Genomic DNA, 22,413 nt, shown 5'->3' with positions numbered 1-22,413 from the left:
GCTTTGCCATCAAAGCTGTATGTAGGCGGTGGAAATGCGCCGAAGGTTGACGCATTTTGTTTTGTGGCCGCGTGGGTTTCAGCGACAGGTTGCAAGAGTTTCTTTTGCGGAGGAATTGGCATGGACTACCAGACTGTGGACGCAGACAGCTTTGGTCGTTCTCTGCGCGGGATCGGAATCAACTTGCTGGTGCGCGATGTTCTTGCTGAAATCACCTTTTTAGAGACTGTTTTCGCCATGAAGGGTCATCAGGCCACGTGGGACTTTGCTATCGTCTCCTACGGTAGTCAGCTGTTTCAGCTGCACAGGGACGGTACTTATGTGGAAAATCTGTTGCTGGGGCTGTTGCCGGAGAACCCGCCACGCGGCGCAGGGATTGAAATCCGGCTCTATGACGCCGATCCAGATGACGCCGTAGCACGGGCAGAGGCCGCAGGCTTCACGATCCTTCAGCCCCCACCGACAAGCCGCATGGCCTGCGCGAGGCCTATATCTTGTGTGAAAACGGATATGCCTGGGTGCCGAGCCAACCCAAGGGGTAAGGGCAGGGAATTCCTCCCCTTTCCTCTGTTTGATGGCCAGTCCATGCTGGCCGACAACTTTGATGCCGAGAGGGACCGCTGATGCACGCCATTGCCGACACAACTGCTTTGGTTGAGGAGGGGGTGCTGACTGCGGATCAGGCCCGCAGGATAGAGGCGCGTTCACGCGAAGTGATGGTTTCGCTGGCGGTGAATGCGATCCTGTGTTTCGGGATCATCGCGGCCACTGCCGGGTTCATTTTTTGGCTGGCGGATCCGCTGGCGGTGGCGGTGACCGGTATCCTGATGCTGGGCGGCGGGCTGGCCGTTCTGGCGCGCGGTAGCGAGACGCTGCGGATGTTCGGCAATTCAGCCACGCTGATCGGGGCTGGCATGCTGATGGGCGGTGCCTCGATCGAACTGGCGGACAAATATGAAGACATTGCCGGCTGGGTGATGCTGCCCGTCGGCGCGCTGGTGGCGCTGATCTGCGCCTGGCGCTGGCGGCACGGCGCCTGGTCCGCGGGATTTGTGCTGGGGGCGATCCTGCTGATGGGGCTTGCGATGCATCTGGCGGGGATGGAACTGCTGTTGCAGCAGTATGAAATCGGCTCGCCGCTGCGGAACCTTGCGCTGCTGTATTATGCCGCCGCGCTGGCAGCAGTCGGCTGGCTGGTGGACGTGCGCTTTGTCACTGCCCTGGCGATTGCCCCCTTTGCGCAGATGATGGAGACCGGCACCAGCTATTTCCACGCGGCCTATGTGTTCTATTCGCCGGAATCGACGCTGACGATCCTGCAGATGGTGCTGCTGATCGTGCTCTGTGTCTGGGGCGCCTCCCGCCTGGTTGAACGTGACGCCCGGCACCTGCGTATCTTGGCAACCCTGGGCTTTGTGGTGGCCAATCTCTGCGCGCTTGTTGGGTCGCTGTGGGGCGATGTGGTGGGAGAAACCGTCTGGGGGCCGGGCCGTTACAGAGACGGGTATAAGGACTGGGAGACGTATTCCGCGGCGCGCGATGCCTTCCGCGACAGCGCGCTGTTCATCTCCGAAGGTGTCTATTCCGTGCTTTGGGCCGCCATACTGGCAGTGGTGATCTTCTGGGCTGCGCAGCGGCATCAGCGCGGTCTATTCAATGCGGCGCTGACTTTTGCTGCGATCCACGGCTACACGCAGATGTTCGAAACCTTCGCGGCTGAACCGCTGGCCTATGTAATCGGCGGGCTGGCAGCGATCCCGCTGGCCTGGGGGCTGTGGCGGCTGAACCAATGGATGACGGCCAAGCAGGGCTAGCTGCTGCGCAAGGCACGCGGTGTGGCTCCAAACTCTGCTTTGAAGGCGCGGGTGAGGGCGCTGGGGTCGTCATAGCCGCAGCGCAGGGCAATTTCAGATACACTCAGAACTGTCTCTAACACGAGCTTTCTGGCCTGTATCAGCCGCAACCGCCGGTAAACGGCTTGTGGCGTGGCACTGAGTTCCGCCTTCATCCGGACCTCCAGATCCTTTTGGCTGCGGCCCGCCTGACGTGCCACCGCAGCAATGGGCAGAGGGGTCTCCAGGTTGGCCTGCATCACCGCAACCGCGCGGGCGACGGATTTGCCATGCACCAGTATCGGGTCCTGGGTTTCGGTCGCGTCAGGCGCCATGAACAGGGTGGCGACCTCCAGCCGCAGAGCGGCGCCGTGTTGTTCACCAATCAGTTTCATCATGGTGTCAAAGGCCGCCAGCGCACCGGTGCAGGTGATACGGTCGCCGTCCCAGACCTGCCGCGCGCGTTCGGCCTGCACCTGCGGGAAGGTCTCGGTAAATCGGTTGAGTTCCTCCCAGTGGATCGTCGCCTGTCGCCCGTCCAGCAACCCGGCCTGCGCCAGCAGCCAGGCACCGGTGTCAAAGCCTGCCAGCACATTATAGCGGCGGGAGGCTGATTTCAGCGCCCGCGCGGTGGCCACTGTGGTGTGGCGCAAAAAGTCATAAGACGGCATCGCAATCAGCAGATCCCCGCTGCAGTCCGCCAGCCGCCCATGCGCCCGCACTTCCATGCCAGACGACGATACAGCCGGTTCGCCGTCCAGCGTCAGGAACCGCCAGGCATAGACCTGCCGCCCGGCGAATGTGTTGGCAGCCCGCAGCGGCTCGACAGTGTTGGCCAGGCAATGGGCCGAGAAGGCATCAAACAGCAGCACATCTGTTTGCCGCGCTGCAGCGTTATCTTTTTCCCAATTGTGCATGATTTCTTCTATCTTTGCATGATGAGGGGGCACAAGGCGCCTATTCTGATTGGCAACAGATTTGCCGAAGGAAGACCGCCATGCAGTTCGGTATGACCGAAGAACAGTCGATGATCGTTGAGACCACCCGTGCCTTTGTGGAGAAGGAGCTGTATCCGCATGAGGCGGAGATTGAGCGCACCGGCCATCTGGACATGGATGTGATCCGCGATGTGCAGAAGAAGGCGATGGAGGCTGGCCTTTATGCCGCCAACATGCCCGAGGAGGTGGGCGGTGCCGGTCTCGATACCCTGACCTGGCTGATGTATGAAAAGGAGCTGGGCCGCGCCAATTACGCGCTGCACTGGACCGGCGTTGCACGGCCTTCGAACATTCTGCTGGCAGGCACCGAGGAGCAGAAGGAAAAATACCTGTTCCCTTGCATGAAGGGCGAGAAATGGGATTGTCTGGCGATGACCGAGCCGGATGCGGGCTCGGACCTGCGCGGCATGAAGGCCACCGCGCGTCAGGACGGCGATGACTGGATCCTGAATGGTACCAAGCATTTCATCAGCCACGCCGACATCGCCGATTTTGCCATCTGCTTCATGGCCACCGGCGTTGAGGACACCCCGCGTGGGCCAAAGAAAAAGATCACCGCCTTTTTTGTCGACAAGGGGACGCCGGGTTTCGAGGTCCGCGACGGTTACGGCAACGTCAGCCACCGTGGCTATACCAACGCGGTGCTGGAGTTCGACGACTGCCGCCTGCCATCCTCGGCTATTCTGGGTGAGGTCGACAAGGGCTTTGAGGTTGCCAATACCTGGCTGGGCGCCACCCGCCTACAGGTCGCAGCCACCTGTCTGGGCCGCGCGGAACGGGCGCTGGAACACTCACTCAGCTACGCGGCAGAGCGCAAGCAGTTCGGTCAGCAGATCGGCAAGTTCCAGGGCATCTCCTTCAAACTGGCCGATATGGCGCTGGAGCTGAAGGCAGCGAACCTCTTGACCTGGGAGGCGGGCTGGAAATTCGACCAGGGCACCGTCACCGAGGCCGATATGTCGATGGCCAAGCTGAAGGCCACAGAGATGCTGGCGATGGTGGCTGATGAGGCGATCCAGATCCACGGCGGCATGGGCCTGATGGACGAGCTGCCGCTTGAACGCATCTGGCGCGACGCGCGGGTCGAACGTATCTGGGAAGGCACCAGTGAAATCCAGCGGCACATCATCAGCCGCGAGATGCTGCGCGCCGTCGGAGGCTGATCCATGACCCACTCCGGGACCGCCCCAGAGAAACCCACCGTTACCATTACCTACTGCACCGGCTGCAACTGGCTGCTGAGGGCAGGCTGGATGGCGCAGGAACTGCTGCAGACTTTCCAGGGCGCCTTGGGCGGGGTGACACTGGTTCCCGGAGATCTGGGCGGGGTCTTTGAGATCCATGTAGACAAGGAGCTGATTTGGGAACGCAAACGGGACGGCGGCTTTCCTGACGTGAAAGAGCTGAAAACCCGCGTGCGTGACCGGATTGACCCGGACTTGAATCTAGGCCATCTCGACCGGCCGACATCTTGAAACCGAACGCCATGTTTCGCCTTCGGCGAGGATATTTTAAGGCCAGAAGAAGATTGAGATCAGATCCAGCCCCCGGAGGGCAGCGCCGCAACCGGGGGCCTTCTCCTGGCGCGGTCATCGGCGTCCCCGCCTGTACCGCGCAAACAAAGTTGCCGATTCTGGTTAATGAACTCTTACCCTTCTTCTGGCTGAAAATATCCCCGCCGGAGGCTCCCGAACTCTCAAACAGCGGAACCGCTAAAGAATGACACGCGACCTATCCCGTCTCTTCCGCCCGAAGAACATTGCTGTGATCGGCGGCGGCACATGGTGCCGCCTGGTGATCGAGCAATGCCGGAAAATGGGGTTCGAGGGCACAATCTGGCCCGTCCACCCCAAAGCAGTTGAGGTCGCAGGCTTGTCCGCCTTCACGGATGTGGACAGCTTGCCAGACGCACCGGATGCTGCCTTTATCGGGGTGAATCGTTTTGTCACCATCGAGGTGGTGCGGCAGCTGTCGGCGCGTGGTGCTGGCGGTGCTGTGTGCTTTGCTTCTGGTTTTCTGGAAGCCGCCGCTGAGGATGCCGAGGGCGCAGACCTGCAGGCGCAGCTGCTGGAGGCGGCAGGTGAAATGCCCTTCCTTGGCCCCAACTGTTATGGCTTCATCAACTATCTGGATGGCGCGCTGCTGTGGCCAGACCAGCATGGTGGCGCCCGGGCGGAAAAAGGCGTGGCGCTGGTCACTCAAAGCTCCAATATCGCGATCAACCTGACAATGCAGAAGCGCGGCCTGCCAGTGGCTTATGTGGTAACTGCCGGCAATCAGGCGCAGTCGGGCATTGCCGCCATTGGCGAGGCGCTGCTGGAAGACGAGCGCGTCACGGCGCTGGGCCTGCATATCGAGGGCTTCGGCGATCTGCGCGCCTTTGAAGCACTGGCAGCGCGGGCGCGTGAACTGGGCAAGCCGATCATTGCGCTGAAAGTCGGCAAATCAGCCGAAGCTCAAGCTGCAACTGTGTCTCATACCGCTTCGCTTGCAGGTGGCGACGCGGGCGCCGGGGCATTGCTCTCACGCTTTGGCATTCCGCGCCTGGATGATTTGCCGTCCTTTCTGGAGACGCTGAAACTGCTGCATGTGACGGGACGGCTTCCGTCGAACCGTATTGCCACCATCAGCTGTTCAGGAGGAGAGGCAAGCTTGGCCGCAGATACCGGTCATGCGCACAACGTTGAATTCCCCCCGCTGAACGAGCGGCAGAAAAGTGATCTGCGGGATGCATTGGGACCGATGGTGGCGCTGGCAAATCCGCTCGACTATCACACCTATATCTGGCGCGACAGCGAGGCGATGACCAGGGCGTTTTCGGCGATGATGGATCCGCAGCTGGCAATGACAATGCTGATTGCTGATTTTCCACGTGATGATCGCTGTGATGCCTCGGACTGGGAATGCGCCATTCAGGCCGCCATCTGCTCGCATCAGAGCACCGGCGCCAATGTCGGACTGGTGGCAACCCTGCCGGAATTGCTGCCGGAAGATGTTGCCGCGCGGCTGATGGCGGCAGGTGTGGTGCCCTTTGCGGGTCTCAGCGAGGCAATTGCCGCTTGTGAGGCCGCCAGCATGCCGCTGCCGGATGCACCGGCATCCTTGTTGCTGCCAACCCCAATTGTGGAACCGGATCTGGTGCCGGAAGCGGAGGCCAAATTCCAGTTGTCAGAATTCGGCCTGCGCGTGCCGCGCTTCAAACGCGCGGCTTCGGCCACCAATGCCCGTGCGGTGGCTGTAGATGTCGGTTTTCCGGTGGTGCTGAAGGGCGAGGGCGTGGCCCATAAGACCGAAGCGGGGGCCGTTGTGCTGAACTTGAAGTCCGGCCAGGAGGTCAGCGACGCCGCTTTCAATATGCCTGCCTCGCGGTTTTTGGTGGAGGAAATGGTGACCGGCGCCGTGGCCGAGCTGCTGATCGGTGTGGTCAAGGACCCGGCGCATGGCTTTGTCATGACTCTGGCCGCGGGCGGTACTTTGACCGAACTGATGGAGGACAGCGCGTCCTTCCTGTTGCCGGCTTCGGATGCTGAGGTTGAAACAGCACTGAAATCGTTGCGTGTGGCCAAACTGCTGGACGGCTATCGCGGTGCGCCTGCTGCTGATCGCGAGGCGATCCTGCGCGCAATCCGCGCGGTTGAGGCCTATGTGATAGAGAATGCAGCGGGGTTGGAGGAGATCGAGATCAACCCGCTTCTGTGCACTCCGTCTGATGCGGTGGCAGCAGATGCGCTGATGCGCCGGAGATACTGAGGCTTCGGCCCTGAAACGAAACGGCATGCCACATGCCAGGAGGAGACGACATGAGTGAAAGCCCCGTAAAAACCCGCCGCGATGGTGCCATTCTGGAAGTCACGTTGGACCGGCCCAAGGCCAATGCGATCGATCTTGCGACCAGCAGGGTGATGGGGGAGGTTTTCCGCGAATTCCGGGACGATCCGGAACTGCGGGTGGCGATCCTGACTGGCGGTGGAGAGAAGTTTTTCTGCCCCGGATGGGATCTGAAGGCGGCAGCGGATGGCGATGCCGTGGACGGCTACTATGGCGTTGGCGGGTTTGGCGGGCTGCAGGAGCTGCGCGGCATGAACAAGCCGGTGATTGCCGCGGTGAACGGCATTGCCTGCGGCGGCGGGCTGGAATTGGCCTTGTCGGCGGATATGATCATTGCGGCAGACCATGCGACATTTGCGCTGCCGGAAATCCGGTCCGGCACCGTTGCCGATGCGGCCAGTGTGAAGCTGCCCAAACGCATCCCCTATCACATCGCCATGGAGCTGTTGCTCACCGGCCGCTGGTTCGATGCCGAAGAGGCCAACCGCTGGGGGCTGGTCAATGAGATCGTGGCAGCGGGCAAGCTTATGGACCGCGCCTGGGAACTGGCGCGCCTTTTGGCCTCTGGCCCGCCGCTGGTTTACGCGGCGATAAAAGAGATCGTGCGTGATGCTGAAGACGCGAAGTTTCAGGATGCCATGAACCGCATCACCCGGCGCCAGCTGAAGACGGTGGATGTGCTCTATGGTTCCGAGGATAATCTGGAAGGCGCCCGCGCCTTTGCTGAAAAGCGCGACCCGGTCTGGAAAGGGCGCTGAGGCAGCGCGCCTTCAGGCGCGCTGCCGGGCCCAAGGCTGCGGGTGGCATCGCAGATGCCGCCCAAAGACGCGGGAGCTCCCGCCTGTTTCGGGAACATCTGAAGATGTCCCCGCACAGTTGGGCCAGGCGCCGTGCTGCGCACGGCGAATGTGCTCTCAAACCTTCCGGAACAAGGCAATCAGGGCCGTGTCGTTCTTGTGACGCCCTGTGGCGCGCGGCCCGTAAATACGCAGCTCCGGCAAGGTGAAATCCTTGATCCACTGCCCGCGCAACAGCCGGTCGAAGGCTTCAGCAAAGCCTGCTTCTTCGTAGTGTCTTGCATTTACCGAGACGGCAAACTGGGCTTCCGGCGCTGCCGCCTGCAAAAGAGCGGGCAAAACCCCGGGGCCTACATGGCCATGGGTGAACGTGCCGGAAGAAATCACGCCGCGGTAGGTGCCGCGAGGCACAGGAATACCTTCCAGAAGATCCGCCTCGATCACATCGCGATAGGCATCTTTGCGCAGGGCCTCGGCCAGCATCTCGGGGCTGATGTCGGTGGCATCAATAGGGCTGATGCCCAGTTCTCGCAGTGCAGAGCCACATAAACCGGTCCCGGCGCCGACGTCGAGCACGGGTCCAATGCCTCCGGCGGCGGCAAAAGCCTTGGCTGTCAAACCGGGCAGAAGGTAGTCCTGCTCGGCGGCAAAATTCTGATCATATGAGCTGGCCCAGCCTGCATAGAGCCGTTTCGAATCCGAGGGCGTCTGCAGGGCGTAGGCGTCTGAAAGTCCCGGTTTCTGTGTGTGCATGGGCGCCATGAAAAGGCGGAAGAGGATTCGAATCAACCCTTGCACCGCAGGCGCCGCCAACGCATCTAGGGGCCATGAGGAAAACGCTGCTTTGTCTTGGATTTGGCTATACCGCCCGGGCGCTTGCGCCGCAGCTGCTGGCTGAGGGCTGGCGCGTCATCGGCACCTCGCGTGAGCCGGTTACAGCCGAAGGTGTGGAGATGATCACCTGGCCGGGGCAGCAGGTGCCGCTTGAAGGTGTGACGCATATCCTGAATTCCATCGGACCAAATGCGCAGGGAGACCCTGTATTGTCTGCCATAGGGGGGGCAATCAGCTCAGCACAAGGTCTGGAATGGGTCGGCTACCTGTCGACTACAGCGGTCTATGGCCATCGTGATGGTGGCTGGGTGGATGAGGCGGACACAGTCGCCCCTTCCAGCGAACGCGGCGACTGGCGCGCCTTGGCAGAGGCGCAATGGCAGGCAGTTGCCGGCCTGCCGCTGCATATTTTCCGTCTGGCTGGCATCTATGGCCCCGGTCGCGGCCCTTTTGCCAAGCTGATGGCGGGCAAGGCACGGCGGATTGTGAAGCCGGGGCAGGTGTTTTCGCGTATTCATGTGGACGACATTGCCCAGGTGCTGGCGGCCTCCATCGCGCAGCCGCGACCGGGTGCGATTTACAACGTCTGCGATGACGACCCGGCGCCGCCGCAGGATGTGCTGGGTCATGCGGCGGAACTACTAGGCCTGCCGGTGCCGGCCGAGGTACCCTTTGACGAGGCCGGCATGACGCCGATGGCACGCAGTTTTTACGGCGAGAACAAACGCGTCCGCAACCGCCGCATCAAGGAAGAGCTGGGCGTGGAACTGCTCTATCCGACCTATCGAGAGGGCCTGCGGGCTGTGCTGGAAGCAGAGGATATGGAGAGCTTTGTGCCACCCGCCGAGCCGCCGGGGGTTTAGAGCCTCCCGTACTGTGGTTTCCTAAACGACAAGAGACAGCAGGTTGAAAGCGTCCGCAAGCCAAGAGCGCCGACCAGTCAAAGCAAACGTACTACGTAGATTATTGAGTTGGATTGATCGGTAAGTATACAAGTTGCACAAATCGATCTGAGCCCAGAGTCCCCTTTTTGCAGGCGGGCTTACCCTATGATCACCGTCCAGGGCATGCCAAGCGCAGTGCATTATGGTCGCCACGCGGCTGCGGTTTTCCACGGCTTTGCCTTCCAGAGTATCGAAGGGGCGAACCAGCTTGTCAGAGAGCCGTGCAGCGTCAACGCAGGGTAACAGTTGGGACGGTTCGCAGTCTTGTAAGTCAGCAGGACAGGTCTGCTCATGTCCCTCGGCTAAACTACCGAATTCACAAGACGGCTCTCTTGCCCTGACTTGCACGGCGAAACCTCTTTTAGGTTGCAGAATACGCGCCCCTGTCGCTGCAGGGGTGTTTTGCTGTCGGAAATGCCACATAAGAGGAGATTTTATTGCACATACTACCCGCTTAACGGGAGGTTGAGTTACGTGAATTACGCACTGAACAAGTTTGAGCCGCATACGACCCCTAGCTATTTGGGCCGACATCTGATTGCCGAATTCTGGGGGGCAGACAACATTTCCGACCCCGAAACCGTCCGGGAAGCAATGGTTTTGGCCGCAAAAAAAACCGGTGCAACGGTACTGGGGTCGAACACCCATGATTTTGGAGAAGGCATGGGGGTAACCGGGGTGGTGCTGTTGTCCGAATCTCACATCTCCATCCATTCCTGGCCGGAGCTCGGCTATGCCGCGCTGGACATCTTCGTCTGTGGGAACCACGTCGATCCCTATTTGGCCATCGAGAGCCTAAAGGAGGACTTCACCCCTGCAGCTGTTGAAGTCACCGAACACCGCAGGGGAACGTTTAAAAATGCTGGGTAAGTCTGTTTCGATTCTAAAAGAAACCCGCAATGGCGAAAAGCGTGTCATTCTCCTGCCAAAGGAAGCATGCGAATTTACAGAGGCCGGTTATCAGATCTTTGTCGAAACCGGGGCTGGGCAGCTGTCTGGCTACCCGGATGACGCTTACCGGGATATTGGTGCGGAAATCGTGAGCACCAAAGATGCCTGGCATTCCTCCGATGTCGTGCTGAAGTACAAAGCCCCAGGTCCGGATGAGTACCGGTTTTTCCGCCCAGGGATGCACCTTGCCTGCTTCATGCATGCCGAAGGCAACCTGGACATGACCGAAGCCATGAGGGCCAGCGGCATGGCGGCCTATGCTCTTGAGTTCTTCCAGACCCAGGACGGCGCCTTTCCAGTACCTGTCTCGGACAATGAAATTTCCGGCAAACTGGCCATCCAGCTTGCGGCCTACCATCTGCAGAGCCACATGGGCGGTAGCGGCGTACTGCTGAGTGGTGCGCCGGGAGCGCCCAAACCAAAGGTTGTGGTGATCGGCTACGGCAATGCCGGCGGGGCGGCGGCCCGGCTTGCAGCAGCCATGGGCGCTGACGTGACGGTGTTCGGCACCCGGTGGGAAGGGCTCCGGCAGTTTCAGGCCAGTGTGCCCGGCAATGTCAATTGCCGGATCAACACCCCTGAGGCGCTCAGGGCCGAGGTTCTGACGGCCGACGTGGTGGTTGGCGCGATCCTGATTTCCACCCACGACACGCCGCCGATGCTGACCGAGGAACTTGTCAAGGAAATGAAGCCGGGCTCGGTCATTGTCGATGTGACTTGCGGTTACGGGTCGGGCTATATGCCGAGCTTTGACAAGCTCACGACTTATGAAGCTCCATTCTATAAGCGGCATGGCGTCCTGCATTGCAAGATTGACGCGATGCCTGCATCGGTGCCGCGCACCGCTGCCCATGCCACCAGCTATAATGTGTGGCGAAATTTGCTTGCCTTTGCCCAAGGTATCTATGGCGGAGAGGAAGATCCGGTAGCACGCGCCGGCTGTGTCGTGCGGAACCATCAATGCGTCCACCCCGAAGTTCTCAGGCATATCACGCTCGAGAACCGCTGACAGACCTATCAATACCGGAACTGAAACAGATGATTACAGCAGATACTCTTTCCGTCGATTACTCCGACCGGGCAATATATTACGAGGTCGAATACGACGAAGCGGTGGACCATGATTTTTACAGAGCGCTGATCGCGGAGGGCGCGGAAAGCGTGCTGGAAATACCCTGCGGCACCGGGCGGAATGCGTTGGTGCTGGCTGGTGAAGGCAAGCCGTACACGGCCGCCGATATTGAGCCCTGCATGGTTGAAAGACTGCGTGGTCGCGCGGCCGAACACGGCATCATCAATATCGAAGCTTGCGTTGCTGACATGCGCCGTATCGGATTGAACAGACAGTTCGACCTCATTTTCTCGCCCCGGGAGGCTTTCCAGCTGATACCGGATAAGGAGGGCGCGATCGAGGCGCTGCACTCGATGAAGGCGCACCTCAGCCCTGGCGGCACTTTGATCATTGATCTCAGCCTGTTTGCCAAGGATCCGTCAGAAGACCCGGCGGTGCATCCGGATTACTTTGATCCTGAGCTGCCGATGGGCGAGATGATAGCGGAATGGACGCGGGGCCTGCCTGATGGCAGCAAGCTGAAGCGCGCGCGGGTGCAGACAGTGGACGAAGCCGCCGCCAATATCCACTACCACTATGAACGCTGGAACAATGGCGGGTTGAGCAGGAACTGGAACTCCAAGATCACGCTTTCCCTATACGCGTTTGATGAGTTTGAGCAGATGGCGGCCACCGCAGGGCTACGGGCCATTGCGGTATACCGCGACTACAAATTCACCCCTTACGAGGCTGGATCATCGCGCATGGTGTTCCGCCTGACCCACGCCTGAGGTTCGCAAAAGAATGACACTGGCTGCTGAGAAAACCGAAGACCATGGCCCAGGCCGGGTCTTGGCCGTCCTGATCGTGATCGTGTTCACTTGCGTGATCGGCGCCACCTATGGTTTCGGACTGTATCTGCTACCCGCAGTTGTTGCCGAAATGAAGGCGGAAATCGGCTTTGACTATACCGCGGTTGGAACCATAACCGCAGTCTCGCAGATCGGGTTCCTTGCCGCCGCTCTTCTGAGCGGCGTGCTTGCTCCCCGTTTGAGTGCAGCAGTTGTCATTGTCGTTTCCGCGTTTCTCTGTGCGGCGGGACTGTTTGCGCTGTCATTTGCCGACAGCCTGGCAGTCATCGCAATGATATTTGTGGTTCTGGGCGCCTGCACCGCTTCCGCGTGGACGCCAATGGTCAGCGTGATTAGCAGAACCATTCCCTTTGCCCATCGGGCCAAGGCGCTGGGTTTGATTGCTAGCGGCACCAACTATGGCGTCTTCCTGAACGGACTCCTGGTTCCCTATTTTCTGACCCGCCATCATTGGAGAGACCTGTGGGAAATCACGGCTGCGCTGACATTTTTGATCTCTATTGCCTGCCTGATACTGATGGCTTGGAGCGGACTGCTGCGACGCCAGCCGTCAAGCCCTGCCCCGGATACCGCTGATCAGCTGGTGCAGAGCGGTTCTCTGAAAGAAGTTCTTGCTGCGAGGCCGATGCTGGTCTGGGCGATCATGTTCCTGTCTGGCTGTTCGAGCATCCCGTTTCTCAACTACTTCTCATTGTTCTTGCAGTCGGAGTTGGGTCTTTCAGTTGAGGTGGCAGGCCAGGCCTGGATGCTGATCGGGCTGCTGGGTATGATTGGCGGCGTCACTGTTGGCGCAATTGGCGACCATATTGGGGTCAGAGCAACCCTGGCACTGATGTATATCCTGATCCTCACAGCTGCCTTGTGCCTGCTGTTTGGGACTGGCCTGGCCTTTGTCCATTGTGCCGCATTCCTGTTCGGTATCGCCTTCAACGGCGTCTTCGGGCTGGTACCCGCATATGTGACAAAGACCTATAAGGAAAATCTCAGAGTGGGGATATTCTCAGGCTGCAACATCTTTCTCGGGCTGGGCAGTATGCTGGGGAACTTTCTGGCGGGTTGGGGGAAATCGGTGACCGGTTCGTTCACAGGTGTGTACCTTGCCATTGCAGCAATTCTGGCACTCTTGATTTTCCTGTGTTCGCGCCTGCACCGCGACACCACAAGCCCGGATCCGCACCCTGCCCCAGAAAATGCTGTGGCGGAACTTGGCGGGCCCGCGCTCTAGCGTTTCTCCAGTTGGCACCGGGTATCCTGCCGAAAGATTGGTCATGGGTTTGGGCGGTGAGCGGAGTGGCAATTTTGTGATGGGTAATACAGACCACAATGCTCTGCTCCCCTAGTTTTTACCAGACCATAGCCTTGATGATGTGACTGCTCACCTTGGTGGATCGTTGCCAACGCACCTTGGCACTTCAATGCCATCGGGGCGGTCACATCAACAAAGCCCAAGCGATCCACCGTTTGTAATTTTTCGAGCCAGGGCTTAGGCAAGGCAATGCTTGGCAGGCGGAAATGTCAGCTGCCCTTCACCAATCGGAAGCCCAGATAGTCGGGCGGCAGTCCAGCGGCGCAGCCACCAACGCTGGCGTCGCGGATGAAGTCAATAACCACTGCCCGATGGCGACCGCCAGCAATTCGGGCGCTGCAATATGGGTCGCCAAGTATCAGGTCGCCGGTCTCTTTGACCTCTCCGCTCTGCATGCAGCCGCTGGTCCATTCCCAGATATTGCCGCCAAGGCCGGTCAGCCCGTTGCTGTTCGTGCCGGGGTCGCTTCTGGGGGCTTGCGTGGGCCCCGGCAGGCCGCGCAACGTAACACCACGGGCGTATTGTTGCAGCCAGCGTTGTGCGGGGTCGCCATTTTCCGTTTCCACGGCCTCGTCGCCAAAGACTTCCGCTGCAGCCAGCTGCCATTCTGCCTCGTCCGGCAGCCGCCAACTGGCTTTTGTTACTTTGGAGTACCACTGAGCATAGGCAGTTGCATCATGCCAGCTGACATGGGTTTGTGCTTGGCTGTCTTCAGCCGGGGTACGGCTTGCCTTTTTGCAGGCTCCTGCTGTGACGCAGGCAGCGTATTCTGCACCGGAGACCTGGTGTTTCATAATCTCAAAGGCGGCTACATCGCGTTGCTGTTCCGGTGGCACCGCGCTTTTGCCGTTTTGGTGGAAGTTTCCAATCGGACGGTAGGCGATGGTGTCTGCGGCGATGAAAACAGTTTCGGCCAGTGGCGCCGGGTCCCTGACAGTTGAGAGCCAGAGGCCAGGGATGCCAAGGATGGCGACCAGACCGGCGACAATCAGCTCCGTTTTCATGTCAGCACCCCTTCACTGCAAAAAGGGGACGGCCGCGTATCCTGCAGCCGCCCAGTTCAGCTTGGCCTCCGGCCGCAAGTCAGGATCCGGAGTACTCGGTCGGGGCGACGACTTGTTCCATCAGGTCGTTGTTCCATTCGCCTTCGACCACCACATGCGCGGTTGCGCCAAGGTTCACGGCTTCGATCAGGTTGTGGTTCACATACGCATAAACACCTGGCTGCAGGAATTCGTACAGTGCGGCTCCGGCAGAGCCGCCCCGGATGAACCAGGTTTCCAGATCGCGGTCAGGTACATTGTTGAACTTTCCGGCTTCCCAGACCAGGTCACCATGGCCTCCAATCAGATGCGGACGACTGTCGCGGTTGGCCTGACTGTGCACAAACAGCACTTTCTCGCCCTGTTTTGCTGTCAGGGCGTTTTCGCCGGTCAGCGCGCCGACCGCGCCGTTAAACACGACATGGGTGGGGATCAGGCCATTCATGATTTCCAGCGTATCAGGATAGCTTTCGCCGACGTCCTCATAACGGATATAGTCTCCGTTTTCGTCTTTCGGAATGTAGAACTCATTTTCACCGATATAGTAGACACGGTCATAAAGAACCTGTTCGCCGTTGTGATCCTTAAGCCCATCGCGCGGCAGAACCATGATGGTGCCAGCCATACCTGAGGCCACGTGCCAGGGGATCATGGGCCCCCCCGGTGCACAGTGATAAACGAAGGTGCCGGGGCGGGTGGCCTTGAAACGAAGCACGGTTTTTTCACCGGGGTTCACCAAGGTCAGGGCGCCGCCCCCCAAGGCGCCGGTTGCAGCATGGAAGTCGATGTTGTGCTGCAGCATGTTTTCCGGGGGGTTTATCAGTGTCAGCTCGACATAGTCGCCCTCATGGACCACCATCATTGGGCCAGGTATGGAGCCGTCAAATGTCATGCCCTGCAGATAGGCGTCCTGGTCGACTTCGATTTCCTTTTCGACGATTTTCATTTCGAATTCGATGATCTTGGGGGCACCCGGCGCTACCTGTTCGTGCGCATGTACAAAGGGCGGGGCGACCAGATCGCGTTTGATGCGCTGCAGGCTGGACAGATCCACCGGCGCGGCGGTTTCGTGAACCGTTGTGCTCTCAGCTTTGGCGGCTTTGGCAAGTACTGGCAGCGCTGCTACGCCGGCTGCCCCCATCAGTGCGGCTCTGCGGGTTAGCATGATGTTCTCCTTTTAGTGGCCCATCTGTTTTGTTGGCCCAATTTTAACTGGGACACAGCAGCGACAGGTTGCTCTTGAACAACCTGCGCTGATTTCCCTGCAGCTGAGGCAGGGGAGGGTCGGACATGCATGGTTTTCAGCCGTAGGCCGGTCTTGCGGCAGCTCACGGGAACTGCCGGCAAGTTTAACTGTTAAACTTAGTTTAACGCGCCACCTGCTATTCCAGAGGTGGGTGAAAATTATGGTGGTGGATATGAGCGCACAAAGCAATGTGGCGCCCATTATCATCAAGAAGAAAAAATCAGGTGGTGGCGATGGCCATCACGGTGGTGCATGGAAGGTGGCTTATGCTGACTTCGTGACCGCGATGATGGCCTTCTTTATGCTGATGTGGCTTCTGAACGCGACGACGGAAAAGCAACGTAAAGGGCTGGCGGATTATTTCTCGCCGTCGATTCCGTTGAGCCGGGTTTCCGGTGGCGGCAATGGTGCGTTTCAGGGAGACAGTATGTTTACTGAAGACATCCAGCCACAATCCGGCACCGGTGCAACGGATGTAAATCCGGCAGACGCACAAAAGGCGCAGGGTGATACCGGTGTGGAATCCGACGAAAAACGCGAGCAGGAAGACGACAAATTCCGCGCCATCGAGGAAGAACTGTCGGGGCGCGGAGGGGAGAGCATGGTCTCTACCGTGATGGCGCGCCACATCGTGACCCGTGTCACGGACGAAGGCCTGATCATTGAGCTGTTTGCAAGCGATGATGCACCTTTGTTCGAAGAAGGGCTGGCAGAACCGACAGCTTTGTTCCGGGATCTGGTCAGAATGATTGCGCGCGTGTCCCAAGGCGTCACCAATAACATTGCTGTCGGTGGCCATATCAGGTCGCATCCCGTGGTGCTTGCAAAGAACCCGGTTTGGGAACTCTCCCATGACCGTGCCGATGAAACTCGGCAGCTGCTCGAATCGGGGGGCTTGGCGGCGGCCCGTGTCGACCGGGTAACTGGCCATGCAGACCGCAAGCTGGTCGCCGGAAATCCGATGGCAGCCCGCAATGACCGGATCGAAATCATCTTTTTGCGCGAGTAACATGCTGAAAACAAGCAATCCGGCGTCTGGCAGATAAGTCATATTTTATCTGTTAGCCGCCCGTTAATCGCTCCTGCGCTAGCTGTTGCATCCAGAATGATTAGATGCAGCAGAAAGGCGTGCTATGACCATTTCTTCGTCGCTGAACGCGGGCGTTTCAGGATTGAGCGCCAACGCTAGCCGGTTGGCTTCCATTTCCGACAATATCGCTAATTCCTCAACCCGCGGGTATAAGCGGGTACAGACGGATTTCCATTCCATGGTATTGTCCGGCTCCGGCGGTACCTATTCGGCGGGTGGTGTGCGCGCCACAAATGTCCGCTTGATTGATGAACGTGGCCCGCTGGTTTCAACCAACAATGCTACTGACCTCGCTGTGCGCGGCCGCGGTATGCTTCCGGTTGCTTCCCGGACTGAAGTCGAAGCAGGCGGTAGCCCTTCGATGATGCTGACGACGACGGGGTCGTTCCGCACAGATTCAAACGGGTATTTGTCCACGGAATCCGGTCTGGTCCTGATGGGCTGGCCGGCAAATGCTGATGGCACTTTCCCGGATGTCGCACGCGATACCAGTAGTTCACTTGAGCCGATCCGGATCGATTTGAATCGTTTGTCGGCAGCCCCGACGACTGATATCAGCCTGACGGCAAACCTTCCGGCATCTGCGACGGATGTTGGGGCAACTGGCACACCGGTTGAGCAGGTTGTCCAGTATTACGACAACATGGGCCGGTCTGAACAGTTGACCATTACCTACACGCCTACCGTTGCAGTTTTGCCTGCAACCTCCGGCACGAATGAGTGGCAGATGGAGATTGTAGATTCCGCCACCGGAACTACGGTTATTGGTGACTACACTCTGACTTTTGATGACGCGGCTTCCACCGCAGGCACCCTGCAAAGCGTGGCGACAACCACCGGTGGCGCCTATGATCCTACCGCGGGTTCGGTGACTATCAATGTGGCTGGCGGACCGATCGAAATCAACGTCGGCGTCATAGGCGAGCAATCCGGCATGAGCCAGCTTGGCGATGACTTTGTTCCGGGCACTACGGTCAAGGACGGCAATGCTGTGGGATCGTTTGTGTCTGTTGAGGTGAATGAAACCGGTGAAGTCATTGCAGAATATGACTCAGGCGATCAGCGTGTGATTTACAGGGTGCCGCTTGCGGATGTGTCCAATGTGAACGGCATGCGGGCTTTGGATTCACAGACATATCTGCCAACGGATGAGTCCGGTGACGTCTACTTGTGGGATGCCGGAGACGGGCCAACAGGGGAGATTCTGGGGTATGCACAGGAAGAATCTGCCGTGGATGTGGCCACCGAGTTGACGGATATGATCCAGACACAGAGAGCCTATTCTTCCAATGCCAAAGTCATCCAGACGGTTGACGAAATGTTGCAGGAAACCACCAACATCAAGCGCTAAAGCGCTTGATGACTCCCTGACCTTGGCTTCATGAAAGCAGGCTGAAAATGTCCCTCTATTCCGCCCTCAACAGTGCGATGAGCGGTCTGACCGCGGCTAGCCGGTCTTCGCAAATCGTTTCCGAAAACCTCGCTAACGCCCTGACACCAGGCTATTCGCGCAGGGTTCTGGATCTGAACAGTCCGGGTGCCGGTGTTCCTGGCGTCCGGGTCGGGAGTGTCCAGCGCCTGAACGATCCGGTGGTGATTTCCAATCGCAGGGTTGCCGAAGCTGAATTTGGTGCAGCCAAGGTTAAAGCTGACTTCTTTAACCGGATGTCGGATTTAGTTGGTACCGTGGATGATGATATGTCCCTGGCATCGCAGCTTTCGGAGTTTGAATCTTCACTGATCGAAGTTGTTTCGCGGCCGGATTCACAGCCTCGGCTGAATGACTTATCGGTCAGAGCGGAAACATTGGCGGACACGATTTCACGTACAGCGGAAGGGCTGCGCGACCTGAGGGTAAGCGCTGACAGCGCGATCAACAGCCATGTTGACACCGTGAACCAGGCTTTGAAAGAAATTGAGAAGCTGAATGCACGCATCATGGTGGTTGAAGCTGGCGGCATGGATGCTGTCTCGATGCAGGATCAGCGGGACCAGCTGATTGACCAAGTGAACGAAATCATTCCGGTCAATGTAGTCCGGCGCGACAATGGGCAAGTGACATTGTATTCTGTTGGCGGCGTGATGCTGCTTGACGGTAAGGCCGCCGAGCTGAGCTTCAGCCCGTCACGGGATATCATGCCGCATATGACGCTTGGAAACGGCATGATTTCCGGCTTGGAGGTCGACGGCAGGGTGATTGACACGGGACCGGATGGCCCCTTGCGCGGCGGCGCGCTGACTGCGCAGTTTGAGATCCGCGACGTTACTGCTGTGGAAGCTCAGGAAGATCTGGACGCAATGGCCCGCGATCTTATCGAACGGTTTCAGGACCCCGCGCTGGATGCCTCGATCGGTGTGACCGATGCCGGCATATTTACCGACGACGGTGGCTTTTTTGATGCTGCCAACACGGTCGGTATCTCCAACCGGATTGAACTGAACAGTCTTGTGTCCTTAACCGGCAGCGCGGAAACGTGGCGGTTCCGCGACGGTCTTTATGTCGCTGCGCCGGGTGATCCAGGCGACTCAAGCTTGCTGCAGGCCTACTCGGATGCACTGAATACGACGCGTACAGTGACGTCCGTTGGTCTTGGCACTTCGGACCTTACGGCAAGCACTCTAAGTGCAAATTTGCTGTCACGCTTTGCCCAAGACAACGAAACTGCTGCACGCGGCTCTGCCTTTGCGGCCACCAGTTTCAATGAACTGAGCCAGGCTGAACTGGCGCTTGGAGTGGATACCGACGCCGAACTTCAGAACCTGATGCTGGTGGAGAAATACTATGCCGCCAACGCTCGGGTTATCTCCGTTGTCGATGAGCTTATGGAAACACTTTTGGGGATCTGACGTATGATTGTTAATTCTTATGGTGATATGGCGCAGCACCTCTTTCTCCGCAGCCGCAATGCAGACTTGAAGGAGAACGTCACCACACTGTCCGAAGAATTTGCTACAGGAAAATCCTCCAACCTGACTGATAGGTTGGGCGGAGACTTTACCTACCTGGCTGATCTGGAAAGCAATTTGAACCGGCTTGACAGTTACATGGTGACCAACAGCGAAGTGCAGCTGTTCGCAACCACAATGCAGGGCAGTCTTGAAAAGGTTCAGGACCAGGTGCAGGCATTGCGCAATGATATTCTAAAATTGTCGCCAGCAATCGACGAAGACAATGCTGAACAGTTTGGCAGCCAAGCCAAACAAAGAATGGCGAGCGCCATCAATTTGTTGAACACTTCGGTAGGCGGGAGGACGATTTTTGCTGGCACCGCTACGGACACAAAACCGCTAAATGATTCCGGTACACTCATGACCGCGATCCTCACCGAAGTGTCTGGACTGACAACAAGTGGCGACATCGTCCAGGCGGTGAAAGACTGGTTCGATGATCCGACAGGCTTTGACACGGTGATGTACCAGGGCTCGGCCACAGCCTTGCAGCCGGTGACAGTGGGTGAGGGCGAACAAGTCTCTTTGGGTATTCAAGCCGATGACCCCAGTCTCAAACACACGCTGCAAAGCTATGTCATTACGGCGCTGGCTGATGAACCCAGCTTGGGTCTGGCTGAAGATGTAAAGATCGAATTGGTTGCAGAGGCCAGCAACGAGCTGTCCGTCAGTGAAGACCGTTTGATCAAAGTGCAGGCCGATGTCGGCTTTATCGAAGGGCGCCTGGATGCAATCAGCACCCGCAACGAAGCTTCGAAAACCAGCCTGAGCATCGTCAAGAACAACCTGGTTTCCGCCGATCCTTATGAGACTTACACCCGGCTTCAGGAAGCACAGACACAGCTTGAAGGCATCTATACAATCACCTCGCGGAGTTCGCAGCTTTCCTTGCTGCAGTACATCTAATGATCAGAATTCTTCGTTTCCTCATCGTATGCCTGTCTTTGACGCCTGCAATTGTGCAGGCAAATACCATCCGCCTGAAGGATTTGGTAGAATTTGACGGGGTTCGCGGCAATGACCTTGTCGGATATGGTCTGGTTGTCGGTCTTGATGGTACCGGTGACGGGTTGCGAAACTCGCCCTTTACCGAAGAAATCATGACCAACATCTTGGAGCGTCTCGGCGTCAACGTGACGGGAGAGCAGTTCCGGCCGAAGAATGTCGCAGCGGTCTTTGTGACTGCGACATTGCCGCCGTTCGCCCGGGTTGGCAGCACGATTGATGTGACCGTGTCTGCGATCGGCGATTCCAAAAGCCTTTTAGGAGGCACGCTGATCATGACCCCACTGAATGCAGCAGACGGACAGATCTATGCAGTGTCTCAGGGTACAATCTTAGCCGGCGGTGCGGTAGCCGAAGGCGAAGCCGCGGTCGTTACCCAAGGGGTGCCAACAGCTGGGGTGATTCCTTCCGGTGCGCGGGTTGAGCGGGAAATTGATTTTGACCTTTCGTCACTCAACTCGATGCGGTTGGCGCTGCGGGAACCTGACTTCACAACTGCTGGGCGGATCGAGCGTGCGATCAACGACGAATTCGGCGGCAACGTAGCGCTGATGCGTGATTCCGGCACGGTTGAAGTAGACATCCGCCGTACCAATACTCGCTCGACTGCCCATGCGGTGGGGCGGATTGAAAACATCCTTGTCGAGCCTCAGAGAAAGGCACGTGTTGTTGTGGATCAGCGGTCCGGCACGATTGTCATGGGCAGTGATGTGCGGATCTCCCGCGTAGCTGTTGCTCAGGGCAATTTGACTTTGCGGATCGAGGAAATGCCGCTGGTTGTTCAGCCCAACCCGTTCTCTGACGGAGAATCCGTAGTCGTGCCCCGCACAGGTGCTGCCATAGAGGAAGAGGAAGGCATTCAACTAGCGGAAGTCCCAGAAACCACGTCGCTTTCCGAAGTCGTCGCAGGGTTGAACGCCTTGGGGGTGTCGCCGCGGGACATGATTGACATTCTCAAGAGCTTGAAGGCGGCCGGAGCCCTGCATGCAGAATTTGTGGTCCGCTAAGCCAGTTCAGCGCAGTGCAGATCATTGGGCATCCCACAGGAGCGCCAAGCTGGCAAAGGGACCAAGGAGTGCTGCCGGGAGCAGGGCCTAAGCGATGACGCGTTCCACAAGCGGCGCTTGATATGTGGCAGCATGGGAGTGTCTGAAGTCAAACGACTGAAAGTGCTCAAGGGTAAGCGGTGCTGTAACCGTCAGGGCTGCCCGCACTGACGACCGTCGTTAGTGATGGATAATGTCCATTAACGAACAAATGGACATTATCGGAGTGGAACATGTCGAAGCGGCGCAGGCGGCGGACTTGGTCTGAAGACGAGAAGCGTATGGTTTGCGCGCAGACGCGGGGGACTGGTGTATCGGTTGCGCAGGTTGCACGGCGCTACGATGTGAACGCGAACCAGGTCTTCAACTGGCTGAAGGAACCACGGTTCGCGGCCGAGACTGAAGAAGAACCCGTCACCCGGTTCCTGCCGGTCGAAGTTCTGGATGCTGAGCCTGCTTCAGCCCCGCCGGATGCCGAGGCGCAGATAGAGGTGGAGCTTGCCAACGGCCACCGCCTGAAGGTTCAGGGCGGCTTTGATCCCGTTGCGCTCGCCGCACTGATCCGGAAGCTGGCTTCGTGATCCCGGTTCCGGCAAGCACGAAGATCTGGCTGGCCGCCGG

Annotated in this window: 20 protein-coding genes and 1 pseudogene; 17 read left to right on the top strand and 4 right to left on the bottom strand. The window is 58.5% G+C overall.

The genetic code is table 11. From position 1 onward, the window contains the following. The first annotated feature begins 120 nt into the window (after positions 1-120). Together ACP151_RS01645 and ACP151_RS01640 are read left to right on the top strand one after the other, a co-directional pair. Positions 121-542, top strand: a pseudogene (locus ACP151_RS01645) (VOC family protein). A gap of 81 nt (positions 543-623) precedes the next feature. Further along, the gene (locus ACP151_RS01640; protein WP_424977094.1) at positions 624-1,814 is read left to right on the top strand and encodes a hypothetical protein; all 1,191 of its coding nucleotides are present in this window, start codon (positions 624-626) and stop codon (positions 1,812-1,814) included. Here ACP151_RS01640 and ACP151_RS01635 read toward each other — a convergent pair. Next, positions 1,811-2,749, bottom strand: a complete 939-nt coding sequence (locus ACP151_RS01635) for a GlxA family transcriptional regulator (RefSeq protein ID WP_424977093.1) — start codon at positions 2,747-2,749, stop codon at positions 1,811-1,813. The two genes, ACP151_RS01640 and ACP151_RS01635, sit on opposite strands and share 4 nt — an antisense overlap. A gap of 80 nt (positions 2,750-2,829) precedes the next feature. Between ACP151_RS01635 and ACP151_RS01630 the strand changes: the two genes are divergently transcribed. From ACP151_RS01630 to ACP151_RS01615, 4 genes are all read left to right on the top strand, one after another. Then, positions 2,830-3,993: an acyl-CoA dehydrogenase family protein gene (locus ACP151_RS01630; RefSeq protein WP_424977092.1), complete on the top strand. Its 1,164-nt coding sequence runs from the start codon at positions 2,830-2,832 to the stop codon at positions 3,991-3,993. 3 nt (positions 3,994-3,996) lie between these two features. After that, a complete protein-coding gene (locus ACP151_RS01625; RefSeq protein WP_424977091.1) occupies positions 3,997-4,305 on the top strand; it encodes a SelT/SelW/SelH family protein in 309 nt (102 codons plus the stop codon). Between the two features lie 244 nt (positions 4,306-4,549). After that, positions 4,550-6,580, top strand: coding sequence for an acetate--CoA ligase family protein (locus tag ACP151_RS01620; RefSeq protein WP_424977090.1), 2,031 nt, complete (start codon positions 4,550-4,552; stop codon positions 6,578-6,580). A 50-nt stretch (positions 6,581-6,630) separates the two neighbouring features. Continuing rightward, the gene (locus ACP151_RS01615) at positions 6,631-7,416 is read left to right on the top strand and encodes a carnitinyl-CoA dehydratase (protein WP_424977089.1); all 786 of its coding nucleotides are present in this window, start codon (positions 6,631-6,633) and stop codon (positions 7,414-7,416) included. A gap of 156 nt (positions 7,417-7,572) precedes the next feature. Here the strand turns inward: ACP151_RS01615 and ACP151_RS01610 are convergent, their stop codons facing one another. Next, a complete protein-coding gene (locus ACP151_RS01610) occupies positions 7,573-8,208 on the bottom strand; it encodes a class I SAM-dependent DNA methyltransferase (protein WP_424977088.1) in 636 nt (211 codons plus the stop codon). A gap of 74 nt (positions 8,209-8,282) precedes the next feature. On the opposite strand from ACP151_RS01610, the gene ACP151_RS01605 reads away from it, so the two are divergent. The 5 genes from ACP151_RS01605 (at position 8,283) to ACP151_RS01585 (ending at position 13,332) form a co-directional block, all read left to right on the top strand. Next, the gene (locus tag ACP151_RS01605) at positions 8,283-9,152 is read left to right on the top strand and encodes an SDR family oxidoreductase (RefSeq protein WP_424977087.1); all 870 of its coding nucleotides are present in this window, start codon (positions 8,283-8,285) and stop codon (positions 9,150-9,152) included. 555 nt (positions 9,153-9,707) lie between these two features. Then, on the top strand, positions 9,708-10,103 hold the full coding sequence (gene speD, locus ACP151_RS01600) for an adenosylmethionine decarboxylase (RefSeq protein ID WP_424977086.1): 396 nt from the start codon (positions 9,708-9,710) through the stop codon (positions 10,101-10,103). Then, entirely contained in the window at positions 10,093-11,193 is a 1,101-nt protein-coding gene (locus ACP151_RS01595) for an NAD(P)-dependent oxidoreductase (RefSeq protein ID WP_424977085.1), read from the top strand. The genes speD and ACP151_RS01595 overlap by 11 nt, the downstream gene beginning before the upstream one ends. Positions 11,194-11,222: 29 nt before the next feature. Beyond that, entirely contained in the window at positions 11,223-12,026 is an 804-nt protein-coding gene (locus ACP151_RS01590; RefSeq protein WP_424977084.1) for a class I SAM-dependent methyltransferase, read from the top strand. Between the two features lie 13 nt (positions 12,027-12,039). After that, entirely contained in the window at positions 12,040-13,332 is a 1,293-nt protein-coding gene (locus ACP151_RS01585; RefSeq protein ID WP_424977083.1) for an MFS transporter, read from the top strand. A 290-nt stretch (positions 13,333-13,622) separates the two neighbouring features. Here ACP151_RS01585 and ACP151_RS01580 read toward each other — a convergent pair whose 3' ends face one another. Together ACP151_RS01580 and nirK are read right to left on the bottom strand one after the other, a co-directional pair. Then, positions 13,623-14,417 (bottom strand): SUMF1/EgtB/PvdO family nonheme iron enzyme, encoded by a 795-nt coding sequence (locus ACP151_RS01580; protein WP_424977082.1) that lies wholly within the window; start codon positions 14,415-14,417, stop codon positions 13,623-13,625. Positions 14,418-14,496: 79 nt separating this feature from the next. Continuing rightward, the gene (gene nirK / locus ACP151_RS01575) at positions 14,497-15,621 is read right to left on the bottom strand and encodes a copper-containing nitrite reductase (protein ID WP_424977081.1); all 1,125 of its coding nucleotides are present in this window, start codon (positions 15,619-15,621) and stop codon (positions 14,497-14,499) included. A 253-nt stretch (positions 15,622-15,874) separates the two neighbouring features. Between nirK and ACP151_RS01570 the strand changes: the two genes are divergently transcribed. The 6 genes from ACP151_RS01570 (at position 15,875) to tnpA (ending at position 22,373) form a co-directional block, all read left to right on the top strand. Next, the gene (locus ACP151_RS01570) at positions 15,875-16,711 is read left to right on the top strand and encodes a flagellar motor protein MotB (RefSeq protein ID WP_424977080.1); all 837 of its coding nucleotides are present in this window, start codon (positions 15,875-15,877) and stop codon (positions 16,709-16,711) included. 124 nt (positions 16,712-16,835) lie between these two features. After that, positions 16,836-18,143 (top strand): flagellar hook protein FlgE, encoded by a 1,308-nt coding sequence (locus ACP151_RS01565; RefSeq protein WP_424977079.1) that lies wholly within the window; start codon positions 16,836-16,838, stop codon positions 18,141-18,143. A gap of 47 nt (positions 18,144-18,190) precedes the next feature. After that, positions 18,191-19,639 (top strand): flagellar hook-associated protein FlgK, encoded by a 1,449-nt coding sequence (gene flgK / locus ACP151_RS01560; RefSeq protein WP_424977078.1) that lies wholly within the window; start codon positions 18,191-18,193, stop codon positions 19,637-19,639. A gap of 3 nt (positions 19,640-19,642) precedes the next feature. Beyond that, entirely contained in the window at positions 19,643-20,647 is a 1,005-nt protein-coding gene (locus tag ACP151_RS01555) for a flagellin (protein ID WP_424977077.1), read from the top strand. Then, on the top strand, positions 20,647-21,753 hold the full coding sequence (locus ACP151_RS01550; protein WP_424977076.1) for a flagellar basal body P-ring protein FlgI: 1,107 nt from the start codon (positions 20,647-20,649) through the stop codon (positions 21,751-21,753). The genes ACP151_RS01555 and ACP151_RS01550 overlap by 1 nt, the downstream gene beginning before the upstream one ends. A gap of 272 nt (positions 21,754-22,025) precedes the next feature. After that, positions 22,026-22,373, top strand: coding sequence for an IS66-like element accessory protein TnpA (gene tnpA / locus ACP151_RS01545; RefSeq protein WP_424977075.1), 348 nt, complete (start codon positions 22,026-22,028; stop codon positions 22,371-22,373). The last annotated feature ends 40 nt before the right edge of the window (positions 22,374-22,413 follow it).

This window comes from Leisingera sp. S232 (assembly GCF_049800895.1).
Taxonomy (GTDB): Bacteria; Pseudomonadota; Alphaproteobacteria; order Rhodobacterales; family Rhodobacteraceae; genus Leisingera.
Note: the sequence above shows the minus strand (reverse complement) of the source record. Positions and strands in the feature narration are given on the sequence as shown.

Bases quoted from the DNA above. Each gene is read 5' to 3' on its own strand.
- ACP151_RS01595 (WP_424977085.1), top strand. From the start codon at position 10,093: ATGCTGGGTAAGTCTGTTTCGATTCTAAAAGAAACCCGCAATGGCGAA.
- ACP151_RS01565 (WP_424977079.1), top strand. From the start codon at position 16,836: ATGACCATTTCTTCGTCGCTGAACGCGGGCGTTTCAGGATTGAGCGCC.
- ACP151_RS01605 (WP_424977087.1), top strand. From the start codon at position 8,283: ATGAGGAAAACGCTGCTTTGTCTTGGATTTGGCTATACCGCCCGGGCG.
- flgK (WP_424977078.1), top strand. From the start codon at position 18,191: ATGTCCCTCTATTCCGCCCTCAACAGTGCGATGAGCGGTCTGACCGCG.
- ACP151_RS01580 (WP_424977082.1), bottom strand. From the start codon at position 14,417: ATGAAAACGGAGCTGATTGTCGCCGGTCTGGTCGCCATCCTTGGCATC.
- ACP151_RS01550 (WP_424977076.1), top strand. From the start codon at position 20,647: ATGATCAGAATTCTTCGTTTCCTCATCGTATGCCTGTCTTTGACGCCT.
- ACP151_RS01590 (WP_424977084.1), top strand. From the start codon at position 11,223: ATGATTACAGCAGATACTCTTTCCGTCGATTACTCCGACCGGGCAATA.
- ACP151_RS01640 (WP_424977094.1), top strand. From the start codon at position 624: ATGCACGCCATTGCCGACACAACTGCTTTGGTTGAGGAGGGGGTGCTG.
- ACP151_RS01630 (WP_424977092.1), top strand. From the start codon at position 2,830: ATGCAGTTCGGTATGACCGAAGAACAGTCGATGATCGTTGAGACCACC.
- ACP151_RS01635 (WP_424977093.1), bottom strand. From the start codon at position 2,749: ATGCACAATTGGGAAAAAGATAACGCTGCAGCGCGGCAAACAGATGTG.
- ACP151_RS01570 (WP_424977080.1), top strand. From the start codon at position 15,875: ATGAGCGCACAAAGCAATGTGGCGCCCATTATCATCAAGAAGAAAAAA.
- tnpA (WP_424977075.1), top strand. From the start codon at position 22,026: ATGTCGAAGCGGCGCAGGCGGCGGACTTGGTCTGAAGACGAGAAGCGT.
- ACP151_RS01615 (WP_424977089.1), top strand. From the start codon at position 6,631: ATGAGTGAAAGCCCCGTAAAAACCCGCCGCGATGGTGCCATTCTGGAA.
- ACP151_RS01585 (WP_424977083.1), top strand. From the start codon at position 12,040: ATGACACTGGCTGCTGAGAAAACCGAAGACCATGGCCCAGGCCGGGTC.
- ACP151_RS01620 (WP_424977090.1), top strand. From the start codon at position 4,550: ATGACACGCGACCTATCCCGTCTCTTCCGCCCGAAGAACATTGCTGTG.
- ACP151_RS01610 (WP_424977088.1), bottom strand. From the start codon at position 8,208: ATGCACACACAGAAACCGGGACTTTCAGACGCCTACGCCCTGCAGACG.
- ACP151_RS01555 (WP_424977077.1), top strand. From the start codon at position 19,643: ATGATTGTTAATTCTTATGGTGATATGGCGCAGCACCTCTTTCTCCGC.
- nirK (WP_424977081.1), bottom strand. From the start codon at position 15,621: ATGCTAACCCGCAGAGCCGCACTGATGGGGGCAGCCGGCGTAGCAGCG.
- ACP151_RS01625 (WP_424977091.1), top strand. From the start codon at position 3,997: ATGACCCACTCCGGGACCGCCCCAGAGAAACCCACCGTTACCATTACC.